Genomic DNA, 12,738 nt, shown 5'->3' with positions numbered 1-12,738 from the left:
CACCTGCGGTACAGCACTTCATACTAAACCACCCAACGTGCCGGTAAAAATACCGCAGCCGCCACGTAAGCCACCAGGACCACAACCGGAAAACACAAAGCCAGCAGGATCACCAAGGCTCTGACCAGCCAGACGGGTTGGTCATAATAACTGGCAAAGCCAGCGCAGACCCCTGCAATTTTCCGTCGCGCTTTGTTGATAAACCACGAGCCATCATTGATTGTTCTCATTTGTCGTACTCCCCCGTCTGTTGTCTGACCTTCTGATCCAGAAACCACATCATTGCTGCCAGAGCCCAGACGACTGCAATGTTAAGCATTATCAGCGTCATTTTATTTGCCTGCAGTGGTGAATTTATTAACACTCGTCGTAAGCCCAAACAGCCACAACACTTAACCAAACCATTACTACAGCGAAAGCTACCATTTCCATTTTATCTCTCCTCAAGTTAGTCAATTTAGTGATCAGCAATTTACTGATATCTATACAATTCAACTTTAATGCCAGATCTGAAAATTATATTTTTACCTTAAATATCAATGAATTAACAAAGTTAAATACAATTTGAACAACCTGAAGTGACGATTAAATATCGTACAAATGTTTTTTTAACCACTTTTTAGTCAAAATGATTATGTTGCAGGTAAAGGTGGACCAATGGGCAGAGAAATGAAAAACAGGCTTTGTAACAGAATGGCGAATCAGCCAATGCAGAGGAGAAGTCCGGCGCAGATAGAAAAAACCCGGTACTGCTAAGACCGGGTTATCGAAGGAATTTTTAGCGGCTGACTGAGCCAGTGCCACAACAGGGAGATCACTCCGACACTGGCGACAGGTAATAAAAACAACCCTAACAGCCAGACTGTTAACATCAGCATCCGTTACTCTCCGGTCTGATCGATAATTTTCACTACCGGGGCTTTGTCAGCCACTGACTGCTCAGTTTGTTGTGGTGTGGCAGCGGCAGTCAACTGAGCCAGGCTTTGCTCCGCCTGCACCAGTACAGAGTATTTAATGTCACTGATCTGCTTGGCAATAAAATCAGCGGTCAGGGTTTTTACACTGAAATCAGTCAGGGTTGCTAAATCAACCTGCGTTGCCTGAGCAGGCACAGAGATAGCAGATACAGACAGTACAGCGGCAGCAATTAACGTTTTCATCGTGATTCTCCATTGGGTTAAGGACAATCAGATAGTTCAATTGCTGTGCCAAACTGAACAAAAAAATAATATGTTAATAAACAATAACTTGGAATGTGAGCTTTGCTCATCCATCTCAGCGAAAACCGTAGGAATAAAAAAAGTGGTGAATTTCACCACTTTTTAGCTATCTGTTTGGCACCTTGGCCAAGGCATCCAATAACACCTGCGGACCGCTGTCAGGCAAATGCCCAACCTCACTTAAATGACGTCGCCATAACCGGGCTCCGGGTACTCCCTGAAACAAACCAAGCATATGACGGGCTATATGCCAAAACCGGCTGCCAGTGGCCATCTGCCGTTCTATATAAGGGATCATCAGTTCCACCACCTGATGCGGTGTTGGAACAACCCTGTTGTCCTGATAAATGGCCTGGTCAATTTCAGCCAGCAATAAGGGGTTGGTATACACCTCGCGCCCTACCATCACACCATCCACGTGCTGCAAATGGCCCAGGCAGTCATCCACCGTTTTGATCCCCCCATTAATGCTGATGTCGAGCTGCGGGAAATCCTGTTTCAGTTGATAGACCCGAAGGTAATCCAGCGGCGGAATTTCGCGGTTCTCTTTCGGGCTTAAACCATTGAGCCAGGCTTTACGCGCATGCACAATAAACTGCTGGCAGCCGGCTTCGCTGATAGTGCCAATAAAATCCACCAGAAACTGGTAACTGTCGAGCTCATCTATGCCAATGCGGCTTTTCACTGTCACCGGTATGTCCACTGCATCTGCCATGGCTTTCACGCAGTCAGCCACCCGTTGTGGTTGTGCCATCAGGCAGGCACCAAACATGCCATTTTGCACCCGGTCGGATGGACACCCCACATTGATATTAATGGCGTCATAGCCCCGTTCTTCACAAAGTTTGGCGCAACGCGCCATATCCACCGGGTCAGAACCGCCCAGCTGCACCACTAAAGGATGTTCTTCCTCGTTAAAGCCCAGGTAATCCCCCTGGCCATAAATAATGGCTCCTGTCGTCACCATCTCGGTATACAGCACTGCATGTTGTGACAACAGACGATGAAAATAACGGCAATGTTTGTCTGTCCAATCGAGCATAGGGGCAACAGAGAAACGGTGGGAAAGTTGGCTGTGTGGCATGTGGCAATCGGCTCAGTTATCAGGTTTCGCTGCCTGGACAGGCTGGCCCGGGCAAGGCAGCGATTCTAGCCGATTTTCCGTGAAATTTCAGCTTTGATAGCTGGCCAGCATCAGACTATAACGCTTAAACAGCCGCAGGCAGCCAATCAAATGCTCACCTTGCAACAAAGGCAACTGACCTGAACGTACCTTGTTCCTCTTCAGCAAAGCCAACTGGTACCCCGTCATACGCAGCAGTGGCCGGCGTTCATACTCAGGAAACCATGACCCGTTAAAGTGGTGAATACTGTAGTTAGGCAACCCTGCTTCCGGTGTACAGAAGTAATGACTCGGGTAAATTACAGCTCCTGGTTCCAACTGCACCTGGCCAGCCCCCTGATACGGCGCCTGCAAACCAAAGCGCTGCGCAAAGTACTCTGCAATCAATCCTGTATTGGGCGTCAAATCCAAAGAACCATCATTGCGGGTAAAAGAGCGGTGCTGGTACATATGCAACAATTCAGTGATAATGGGGTTAGCAGCTTCTGCGCCCATTAATGCAGTTACGGGTGCATAACGGTTTTTAAAGCGTTCAAACCCGGTGACAAAGCGATGCTGGCGGAATAGTTCTAAGCTTCCGGTCAGCTCCAGATCCGTATCCAGGTAAAACCCGCCCTGGCTGGCTAACGCATAGAGGCGCAGGTAATCCGAAACAAAAGCCCACTTACCGGCCGCAAAGGCCTGCCTGGCATACGCATTGTCGGTCGCCATAAATTTTTCATTATTCCACTCCACCAGCTGATAGTCCGGCGCATACCGTCGCCAACTTTCGATACAGCGCTCCACCAATTCAGTCTTTTTGTTGGGACCGACCCAGACATAATGAATAATCTTTGGAATAGCCATATGTTTGCTCCTTTACGCTGTGGCTATGGTATAAAACTGCCGTCAGGCAAGAAGTGAACATTGTTTATTTGATGTGATGAATTGTTACTGAATAGCTTCTGCCAGTACTGGGTACGGCGGAGTTCTGGTGTCCATCGGCATCTGTGTTAAACTGCGTCAGATTTTAATGGAGTCTGTTATGTCGATTGAGTCGCTCGTCAGCCGGGCCCGCCATATTTGCGAAGTCAATGGTGCCCGTTTTACCAGTATTCGCGAAAAAGTATTTCGTCTGCTGGCTGATACCCATGGTGGTATAGGTGCCTATGAATTATTAGACCAACTCAAACAAACAGAGCCTGCCGCCAAACCAGCCACCATTTACCGGGCTTTGGATTTTCTGACCGAGCAGGGGTTTATTCATAAAATTGAATCCAGCAATGCTTTTTTGCTGTGTCACCACTTTGAAGAGCATCACCCGGCACAACTGTTGATCTGTGATCGCTGCAATCATGTTGAAGAATTACACTCCACACCGCTGCAACAAGAGTTCCAACGGTTGGCATCAGAAAAAGGCTTTTTAATTCAACGGCAAACTATAGAAGCCCATGGGATTTGCCAATCTTGCCTTAAAAAAGAGGCAAACGGCTGAATCTGCTTGACGCTGCTTGGCGTCAGTCGTTATTTTAGTGAACAGTATCGTATTTTTTTGTAAACTGACGCGGAAAACTTCATACCAAAACAATAAGCTAGACTTGAGTTCTGATAGCAACAGACCTAACCTTTCTGAGAAGCCAGAGACAAGTCCGGTTCTGAACAGGCAAATTACATGAATGTTGAGTATGTAAACCCATTTCTTTCTTCGCTGGTCAATGTGCTGGCGACTATGGCCAGCACCAAGATAGTTCCAGGTCAGCCCCGACTGAAAAAAGACGAAGTGGCCCGGGGTGAAGTGTCTGGTTTAATAGGTATGATTGGTCCTACGACCAAAGGCTCCTTTTCTGTTACTTTTGAAGAATCTCTGGCGCTGGAAATTATGGCGCGTATGTTGGGTGAGCGCCCGGCAACGATCAACGAAGAAGTCACAGATATGGTCGGGGAAATCACCAATATGGTCACTGGTGGTGCCAAACGTATTTTAGGTGAAAAAGGCTACGAGTTTAATATGGCCACTCCAGTCGTAGTGTCTGGAAAAGGGCACACCATTACCCATAAAACCACAGGTGCCAAAATCTTAATGCCTTTTGATTCTGACCACGGCAAAGTTTTTATCGAAGTCAGTTTCGACGAATAGTCTGTGGCAAAAAAACCGGCGCAAGCCGGTTTTTTTATGCTTAAAGATAATGCATTTCCACCCGACTGGTGATATTGCAAAGCAGCTCATAAGGAATGGTCTGCACCTTGGCTGCAATTTCCTCGACTGGCAGGCCCTCTCCCCACAACACCACTTCATCCCCTTGCTCTATCGGAGCATCGCCGATATCCACAGTGGTCATGTCCATTGATACCCGGCCTACTATAGGGTAGCGCTTGCCTTTAATCAGCACTTCACAATGATTACCGGCATTACGTGGATAACCGTCACCATAGCCTATAGCCACCACCGCAAGACGGGTCGGCTGAGTTGCAGTCCAGCTGCCGCCATACCCCACTTTGTCGCCGGCCTGCACAGTGCGCACGGCAATCACACTGCTGCAAAACGTCATAACAGGCTGCAAATGGAGGGCTGACGCATCCCCGTCTTCCAGCGGAGAGACACCATACAGTGCAAGGCCAGGCCGCACCCAGTCGCCATGGCTTTGTGGCCAGGCAAAGACACCAGCCGAATTGGCCAGGCAGAGCTCGCCCTGACAACCCTCAACAACAGCAAAAAACTGCTGCATTTGCTGCGTCGTCGCAAGGCTCTTCAGCTCATCCGCACAGGCAAAATGGGTCATCAACCGCATGGGTTTGATCACATTCGGGCTTTGACTCAACTGCTGGTAAGCCTGTAAAAACTCATCCGGTAATAAGCCTAAGCGGTGCATGCCAGAATCCAGCTTTAACCAGACCTGCACAGCTGCATCCAGCCGCGCCTGAACCAAGGCTTCAACCTGTGAAGGATGATGCACCACTATCTGCAGATTGCTGGCGACCACCTGAGGTAATTCGTCTGCATGAAAAAAACCTTCCAGCAGCACTATGGGTTTGACCACCCCACCGGCACGTAACATTAACGCTTCGTCAATACGGGCGACACCAAAAGCATTGGCGTCTTTGAGAGTTTCAGCGACTTTCAGCAAGCCGTGGCCATAAGCATTGGCCTTTAATACCGCCAGTACTTTAGCCGCTGGCGCGGTCTCACGCACCCGCTGCAGGTTATGCAACAAGGCGGCCGTATCAATACGGGCCTGAGGACGACGGCTCATTAATACTCATCCTCAAAACGGGCGGTACCGGCATAGTTATCAAAGCGGGAGAAACGGCCATGGAAAGTCAGGCGAATACGGCCTATAGGGCCGTTCCGCTGTTTACCGATAATGACTTCTGCGGTGCCTTTGTCCGGGCTGTCGTCGTTATACACTTCGTCCCGGTAAATAAACATAATTAAGTCGGCGTCCTGCTCTATGGAACCGGACTCACGCAAGTCAGAGTTCACTGGCCTTTTATCGGCCCGCTGCTCCAAAGAACGGTTCAGCTGCGACAGCGCAACCACTGGCACCTTGAGCTCTTTTGCCAAGGCTTTTAATGAACGCGAAATCTCTGCTATTTCCAAGGTGCGGTTTTCTGATAAACCCGGCACCGTCATCAGCTGCAGGTAGTCCACCATAATCATACTGAGGCCACCATGCTCACGCGCCACCCGGCGGGCCCGCGAGCGCACTTCGGTCGGCGTCAGGCCAGAGCCATCATCAATATACATTTTGCCTTTGGCATTGAGCAGCTCAATGGCCGAAGATAAACGCGCCCAGTCTTCATCATCCAGTTGACCTGTCCGCACTTTGGTCTGGTCGATACGGCCAAGGGACGCCAGCATACGCATCATGATTTGTTCGGACGGCATCTCTAAACTGAAGATCAGCACCGGCTTGTCGCTGGTAATAGCAGCGTGTTCACAAAGGTTCATCGCAAAGGTGGTTTTACCCATGGACGGACGGGCGGCGACGATAATCAAGTCCGATGGCTGCAGGCCATTGGTCATTTTATCCAGGTCCATATAACCGGTGGAGACACCGGTAATGCCCCCATTGCTGGGGTTACGGAACAGCTCGTCAATTTTGTCGATGGTCTTGGCCAGAATGTCATGAATAGGCTCAGGCCCTTCGTTGGCATTGGCGCGCTGTTCGGCAATTTTAAAGACTTTGGTTTCGGCGAAGTCCAACAGCTCAGCGCTGTTACGGCCTTGCGGGTCGTAACCGGCATCGGCAATATCGTGCGCAACCGCAATCATATCGCGTACCACTGCACGTTCACGGACTATATCGGCATAGGCCAGAATATTGGCCGCACTTGGGGTATTTTTGGCAATTTCACCTAAATAGGCAAAACCACCGACGTCACTCAGCTGCTGATTGCGTTCTAAATCTTCAGAGACCGTAATTAAGTCAATGGGCTGATTGGCTTCAGCGACACGCGCCATCGCAGAGAATATAAAGCGGTGTGAGCGCAGGTAAAAATCCTGCTCCACCACTTTTTCCGCCACTTTGTCCCAGGCGTCATTGTCCAGCATCAAACCGCCCAGTACGGACTGTTCGGCTTCAATAGAATGAGGCGGCATCTTCACCGCAGCGACTTGTTTGTCTTTTTGTTTGTCCATAGACCTGAAGTTCAGGCGAAACGCCCGATAACGAAGAGTCAGTAAAGGTGCTTAGCCTACCATAGGCAGAAGGCAGCAGCAGAGAGATTTTCTAGCGGATGTTTCGAAATACAAAAAAACAGGCCGGGTTTCCCCGGCCTGTCCTGGCAATTACGCCTCAGCAACAACAACCAGTTTGATGGTCACTGTCACTTCTGCGTGTAATTGCAGATCGATGTCAAACTCGCCCACTTCGCGCAGAGCGCCGTGTGGCAGTTTCACTTCAGCTTTGCTCACTTCAACGCCAGCTGCAGTCACAGCGTCAGCGATGTCACGAGTACCGACTGAACCGAACAGTTTGCCTTCGTCACCCGCTTTAGAAGCGATGGTCACTTCAGCCAGAGCCGCCAGCTTCTCAGCGCGAGCCTGAGCAGCAGTCAGGTTAGCAGCCAGTTTGGCTTCTAACTCAGCGCGACGCTGTTCGAATTTTTCGATGTTAGCTTTGGTTGCAGGAACTGCTTTTCCTTGTGGGAATAAGAAGTTACGGGCATAACCAGATTTAACAACCACTTTGTCGCCTAAACCACCCAGGTTAGCAACTTTATCCAACAGAATAATATCCATTGTTTAATCCTCTCTGTATCGTTGAACCAGGCTTATGCGTGTGAATCGCTGTATGGCAGCAGAGCCAGGTAGCGGGCACGTTTGATCGCGCGGGCTAACTGACGCTGATACTTAGCGCTGGTACCAGTGATACGGCTAGGAACAATTTTGCCACTTTCAGTGACATAATTTTTTAAAGTAGCTGTATCTTTGTAGTCGATCTCTTGCACGCCTTCGGCAGAGAAACGGCAGAATTTACGGCGACGGAAATAACGGGCCATGAACTTTCTCCTAACTTAAAATTTCAATCTGTTGGGCATGCAGCACCAGTTTTGACTGACCGCTGCGGTTCTGATGCCGGTTTAAAAAGCCTGACACCCGAACTGTATTCCCCACTGTCAAATTGTGAGTGACTGAACTGAATGCCTGCCCTGCGCACACGACCTGAAGCCGGACATAGGTTTGGCGATTCATGCCGGCTTCCTGCTGTATGGAGCGGTGCTCCAATACCAGATAACTGTGCGGGATACCGGCCGGACTTTCGCTGTGCTCCACCTGCCGACAAATTTGCCCGGTGAAAACGACGCTGTTGTCCATTCAATTACTCGTCGTTTGCTACCTGCTCTTCAGAATCACGAGGAGCACGTTCACGACGTTCTTCACGTACTTTAGCCATTGGTGATGGCTCAGTCACAGCACCGTTAGTGCGCATGATCAGGTTACGTAATACCGCGTCGTTATAGCGGAAGTTAGTTTCCAGCTCATCGATCACTGCTTGTGGTGCTTCTACGTTCAGCAGAACATAGTGAGCTTTGTGCAGCTTCTCGATTGGGTAAGCCAGTTGGCGACGGCCCCAGTCTTCCAAGCGGTGAATTGAACCACCAGCTTCTTTGATCGCGCCAGTGTAACGCTCGATCATGCCTGGAACTTGTTCACTCTGATCAGGGTGAACCATAAAAACGATTTCGTAATGACGCATGGTAGCTCCTTACGGTTAATTAGCCCCGGCTGAGCTCGACCAGACTCGCATAGAGGCAAGGAACATTCTTGGGTGGTCGAAGGGGGCATATTCTAGGGACTTTGTGCAAGCAGCACAAGGCATTGCTGCAAAAATACACGGCAGCAATACCCAATGAGAGAAAAAACTGACTTAGCTGGCGTTACTGCGTTGGCGCACCGCTTCAAACAGGCAAATTCCAGTGGCAACCGACACGTTCAGGCTGGACACTGAACCGGCCATAGGGATTTTCATCAAGGAATCACAGAGCTCTTTGGTCAGACGACGCAAGCCGTCGCCTTCAGCCCCCATCGCAATGGCCAAAGGCCCGGTCAGGCGGGTCTGGTAAATACTGCTGTCGGTTTCACCGGCCGCCCCCACCACCCAGACACCGGCGTCTTTGAGTTCACGAATGGTACGCGCCAGGTTGGTCACCGTAATAAAAGGCACCACTTCAGCAGCTCCACAGGCCACTTTACGCACCACTGGCGTCAGCTTGACGGAACGGTCTTTCGCCGCGACCACTGCATGTACTCCGGCCGCATCGGCACTCCGTAAAATGGCCCCCAGGTTATGCGGGTCTGTCACACCATCGAGGATCAGCAATAACGGATTGGTCTGCTGCTCAATAATCAGTGCCAGATCTTTTTCATCACCACTGTGTTGCATCCGGGCTTTGGCGACCACGCCCTGATGCTGAGCACCGTCGACTTTGTCATCCAGCACCCGGCGCTGGCAGAACTGCACCGACACGCCAAACTGGCGGGCCTGCTGCAAAATGGGCTGCAGCCGCTGGTCGTCGCGATCTTTGAGCACAAACAATTCCAGCACATCTTCCGGACTGCGCTCAAACAAGGCCTTAACGGCGTGAATACCAAACACAAAATCTGCGCTCATGATGTCCTCAGCTTTGGGCGCGACGGCGCCTCAGAAACAACAAGGCCCGGAGCTCCGGGCCTGAAATGTCGGCAAGTTTAGCAAATTTCTGCCGTGAATGCTGTTACTTGCGTTTGCGGGCCGGTTTGGCCGCAGGTTTGTTGCCGGGCCTTTTCGACGCGGCTTTAGGCGCACCAGAAGATTTTTCTGCTTTACGTGCGCCTTTTTTGCGCATTTGAGCCTTTTCTTCCTGTGGGCTTTGCGCTGCTTTTTTGCTGGCATTGATTTTACGGCCCGACACTTTGGCTGGCGCGCCGACCACACCCAAATCAATTTTGCGTGCTTCCAGGTTCACTGCCAGCACTTTGACTTCCAGCAGATCGCCCATCCGGTAACCGGCACCGCTGTGCTCACCAATCAGCTGCTGCCGCTCGGTATCAAAGTGGTAATAGTCATTCGGCAGGGAGGTGACATGCACCAGACCTTCAATATAAAGGTCAACCAACCGTACAAAGAGGCCAAAATTGGTGACAGTGGACACCACCCCTTTGAAGCTGTCACCGACATGATCCTGCATGTATTCACATTTCAGCCAGTCTGACACCTCCCGGGTGGCATCATCGGCACGGCGCTCCGTCATGGAGCACTGCTCGCCCAAAGGCGCAATTTGCTCTGCACTGTAACCACGGGCACCGGTCACCTGCTGCCCTTGCCCGGCCAGAATGGCTTTGATGGCCCGGTGCAGCACCAAATCCGGGTAACGACGGATAGGCGAGGTAAAATGCGCGTAAGCTTCCAGCGCCAGGCCAAAGTGGCCGAGATTGTCGCCCTGATACACCGCCTGCTTCATCGAACGCAGCATGGTGGTTTCAATCAGTTCTTTGTCCGGTCTGTCCTGCAGTTTCTGCAATACCAGCATCAACTCCAGCGGCGTCGGCTCATTGGAAATATCGGCATTGATACCCAACTCAGCCAGGAAACGTTTAAAGTTCGCAAAGCGGTCGCCATCCGGCCGTTCATGCACCCGGAACAAGGCATGAGCTTCATGTTTTTCAATCAGCTGCGCAGCGGCCACGTTGGCCAGAATCATACATTCTTCAATCAGCTTGTGTGCTTCGTTGCGGTGCACCGGCACAATCTGTTCAATCTTGCGGTGGCTGTTAAAGATAAAACGGGTTTCGACCGTTTCAAATTCAATGGCGCCCCGCTCCGCCCGCGACTTCGCCATTTGTTTGTACAGCGAATTCAGGGTCTCAATATTGGTCAGATTGGCTTCGTACTGCTGACGCAGTTTCGGGTCGCCCTGCAAAATGGCGTGCACTTTGTTGTAAGTCAGGCGCGCTTTGGAATGCATCACCGCTTCATAAAAGCGATAACCTTCCAGCTTCCCTTTGGCGCTGATATGCATATCGGCGACAAAACAAAGGCGGTCGACGTGCGGGTTTAATGAGCAGAGGCCATTGGACAGCTGCTCGGGCAACATAGGTACCACATGGTCCGGGAAATACACTGAGTTACCGCGGTCCAGCGCTTCTTTATCCAGCGGCGTATTCGGCTGCACATAGGCACTGACATCGGCAATTGCCACCCATAAATGCCAGCCGCCGTCTTCTTTGCGCTCGCAGTAAACCGCGTCGTCAAAATCCCGGGCGTCTTCCCCATCAATAGTGATCAGACCCAGCTCGGTCAAATCAACCCGGCCCGCTTTGGCTTCAGCTGGTACTTCAGGGCCATAGGCACTGACCTGCTGCTCAACTTCTGGCGAGAACACATGAGGGATCTGGTGATTACGGATCGCGATTTCGATCTCCATACCAGGGGCCATGTGTTCACCCAGTACCTCAATAATTTTTCCCACTGCATTAATGCGTTTGCTCGGGCGCTGCACCACTTCAACCAGCACCACCTGGCCATGGCGGGCGCCATTTTCGTCGCCAGGTGGAATCACAATGTCCTGGCTGATGCGCGGATCGTCAGGCACCACCACCCCTAAAGCGAAATCTTTAAAATAACGGCCAACTATGGGTTCAGTGCGGGGTTCCAGCACCCGCACTACTCGGGCTTCAATTTTTTCTTTGCCGGAGAACTCGGACACAGACGCCAATACAACGTCGCCGTGCAACAGGCGCTTCATTTCAAACTGCGGAATAAACCAGTCTGACCCGCCTTTTTCCATTTTCAGAAAGCCGTAGCCTTCACGGTGGCCTATCACAGTGCCTTTGTGTAAATCCAGGTCATCGACCAGACCATAGCGTTTGCTTTTGTTAAACAACAACTGACCGTCACGCTCCATAGCGCGCAGACGCTTTTTCAGCGCAAACAGCTGGTCTTCGTCGGATAATTTCAGCTCAGAGGCCAGTTCTTCAAAGTAGGCCGGCTGCTGGCGTTGTTTTAAATGCTCGAGAATAAATTCCCGGCTTGGGATAGGGTTTTCGTATTTTTCCTGCTCACGCGCAAGATGCGGATCATTAACCGTCATGGTATCTCTTTTTGTTTAAATCTGAGCGCAGTGTAGCAGGGGCAGGTGAATTTTTCACTACAGTGGTTTTTTCGCCCTCTCCAATACAGCCCCAGGCATTTTGTTGGCTAACTGAGCCAGCAGCTGCGTAACCTGCGCATGTTTTTTTTCATCAGCAATCACAGTGTGGTGCAACCAGCGATAGGCTTGTTCCATATCCACCGGACTGGCGTCTCCATCCACCAGCATCTGGCCAAAGCGCAGCTGGGCATTTAAATTACCCAGACCTGCCGCTTCCCGCAGATAGAGGATGGCTTTATCTCTGTCCTGCTGCACAAATTTGCCGGTATGGTAATAACGGCCCACCTGCTCCAGCGCTTCCGGCAACCCTTGGGCTGCCGCCTGCTGCATCAGGTCCCAGCCCCGTTCCACGTCTTTGCGCACACAGACACCATAGGCCAGCATATCGCCGTACAGGAATTGATAAGCCGGCACTTTCATCACATCTGCCCGGGCCTGAATGTCGTTCACCAGCTGGCAATCATCAGCCTGTACCCGCTGCAGATGAATGTTTTGTTTAATCAGGTCAAGTAATTCGTCCTGAGTGTAAAGCTGCACCACTTCAAGCTCCTGAGCTTGAGTCTGATGAAAAGCTAACAGCAACGCTGCGATCAGTACCAGTTTCTTCATCTGTGTTGTGGGTCCTGCAAGGGCATCCAGTATCTGGCAGTTTTTATACAAAATTTACGCCAATCTGGACGTCAACAAACTGGCAGACCATAAAAAGCAAAAACGCTGCCGAAGCAGCGTTTTTTATTTTCAGCCCCTAAACCACCTGCTTCAGCAGGTGGTTATCATCGAAAA

16 protein-coding genes are annotated in these 12,738 nt (G+C 50.8%); 2 read left to right on the top strand and 14 right to left on the bottom strand.

Translation table 11 applies throughout. From position 1 onward, the window contains the following. Positions 1-23: 23 nt before the first annotated feature. The 5 genes from WKJ04_RS11150 to WKJ04_RS11130 form a co-directional block, all read right to left on the bottom strand. Positions 24-230: a PspC domain-containing protein gene (locus tag WKJ04_RS11150; RefSeq protein ID WP_337880490.1), complete on the bottom strand. Its 207-nt coding sequence runs from the start codon at positions 228-230 to the stop codon at positions 24-26. 522 nt (positions 231-752) lie between these two features. Continuing rightward, entirely contained in the window at positions 753-878 is a 126-nt protein-coding gene (locus tag WKJ04_RS11145) for a hypothetical protein (RefSeq protein ID WP_337880489.1), read from the bottom strand. A 3-nt stretch (positions 879-881) separates the two neighbouring features. Beyond that, the gene (locus WKJ04_RS11140) at positions 882-1,160 is read right to left on the bottom strand and encodes a hypothetical protein (RefSeq protein ID WP_337880488.1); all 279 of its coding nucleotides are present in this window, start codon (positions 1,158-1,160) and stop codon (positions 882-884) included. 166 nt (positions 1,161-1,326) lie between these two features. Beyond that, positions 1,327-2,304: a tRNA dihydrouridine(20/20a) synthase DusA gene (gene dusA, locus WKJ04_RS11135; protein ID WP_337880487.1), complete on the bottom strand. Its 978-nt coding sequence runs from the start codon at positions 2,302-2,304 to the stop codon at positions 1,327-1,329. Between the two features lie 87 nt (positions 2,305-2,391). Next, positions 2,392-3,189 (bottom strand): glycosyltransferase, encoded by a 798-nt coding sequence (locus WKJ04_RS11130; protein WP_337842296.1) that lies wholly within the window; start codon positions 3,187-3,189, stop codon positions 2,392-2,394. Between the two features lie 178 nt (positions 3,190-3,367). Here WKJ04_RS11130 and WKJ04_RS11125 point away from each other — a divergent pair, with 178 nt between their 5' ends. Both WKJ04_RS11125 and WKJ04_RS11120 read left to right on the top strand, forming a co-directional pair. After that, complete coding sequence (locus WKJ04_RS11125; protein ID WP_337880486.1) at positions 3,368-3,817, top strand: transcriptional repressor; 450 nt, start codon at positions 3,368-3,370, stop codon at positions 3,815-3,817. A 177-nt stretch (positions 3,818-3,994) separates the two neighbouring features. Next, on the top strand, positions 3,995-4,459 hold the full coding sequence (locus WKJ04_RS11120) for a chemotaxis protein CheX (protein WP_337880485.1): 465 nt from the start codon (positions 3,995-3,997) through the stop codon (positions 4,457-4,459). 40 nt (positions 4,460-4,499) lie between these two features. Here WKJ04_RS11120 and alr read toward each other — a convergent pair whose 3' ends face one another. The 9 genes from alr to WKJ04_RS11075 all read right to left on the bottom strand — a co-directional run bounded on the left by alr (position 4,500) and on the right by WKJ04_RS11075 (position 12,564). After that, positions 4,500-5,573 carry an alanine racemase gene (gene alr / locus WKJ04_RS11115; RefSeq protein WP_337880484.1) on the bottom strand — a complete coding sequence of 358 codons (1,074 nt, stop codon included), beginning with the start codon at positions 5,571-5,573 and terminating at the stop codon, positions 4,500-4,502. Continuing rightward, positions 5,573-6,961 (bottom strand): replicative DNA helicase, encoded by a 1,389-nt coding sequence (gene dnaB, locus WKJ04_RS11110; RefSeq protein WP_337842300.1) that lies wholly within the window; start codon positions 6,959-6,961, stop codon positions 5,573-5,575. Before dnaB ends, alr begins: the two co-directional genes overlap by 1 nt. Before the next feature lie 150 nt (positions 6,962-7,111). Next, positions 7,112-7,564 carry a 50S ribosomal protein L9 gene (gene rplI, locus WKJ04_RS11105; RefSeq protein WP_337842301.1) on the bottom strand — a complete coding sequence of 151 codons (453 nt, stop codon included), beginning with the start codon at positions 7,562-7,564 and terminating at the stop codon, positions 7,112-7,114. A 32-nt stretch (positions 7,565-7,596) separates the two neighbouring features. Further along, positions 7,597-7,824 carry a 30S ribosomal protein S18 gene (gene rpsR / locus WKJ04_RS11100; RefSeq protein ID WP_031568572.1) on the bottom strand — a complete coding sequence of 76 codons (228 nt, stop codon included), beginning with the start codon at positions 7,822-7,824 and terminating at the stop codon, positions 7,597-7,599. Positions 7,825-7,834: 10 nt separating this feature from the next. Then, positions 7,835-8,140 (bottom strand): primosomal replication protein N, encoded by a 306-nt coding sequence (gene priB / locus WKJ04_RS11095; protein WP_337880483.1) that lies wholly within the window; start codon positions 8,138-8,140, stop codon positions 7,835-7,837. Between the two features lie 4 nt (positions 8,141-8,144). Further along, complete coding sequence (gene rpsF, locus WKJ04_RS11090; RefSeq protein ID WP_337842303.1) at positions 8,145-8,522, bottom strand: 30S ribosomal protein S6; 378 nt, start codon at positions 8,520-8,522, stop codon at positions 8,145-8,147. A 171-nt stretch (positions 8,523-8,693) separates the two neighbouring features. Continuing rightward, positions 8,694-9,437 (bottom strand): 23S rRNA (guanosine(2251)-2'-O)-methyltransferase RlmB, encoded by a 744-nt coding sequence (gene rlmB / locus WKJ04_RS11085; RefSeq protein ID WP_337880482.1) that lies wholly within the window; start codon positions 9,435-9,437, stop codon positions 8,694-8,696. A 103-nt stretch (positions 9,438-9,540) separates the two neighbouring features. Beyond that, the gene (gene rnr / locus WKJ04_RS11080; RefSeq protein WP_337880481.1) at positions 9,541-11,895 is read right to left on the bottom strand and encodes a ribonuclease R; all 2,355 of its coding nucleotides are present in this window, start codon (positions 11,893-11,895) and stop codon (positions 9,541-9,543) included. 57 nt (positions 11,896-11,952) lie between these two features. After that, on the bottom strand, positions 11,953-12,564 hold the full coding sequence (locus WKJ04_RS11075) for a tetratricopeptide repeat protein (RefSeq protein ID WP_337880480.1): 612 nt from the start codon (positions 12,562-12,564) through the stop codon (positions 11,953-11,955). Positions 12,565-12,738: the final 174 nt, after the last annotated feature.

It is taken from the genome of Rheinheimera sp. (assembly GCF_037442345.1).
Taxonomy (GTDB): domain Bacteria; phylum Pseudomonadota; class Gammaproteobacteria; order Enterobacterales; family Alteromonadaceae; genus Pararheinheimera.
This window is presented reverse-complemented; position numbering and strand designations above follow the sequence as displayed.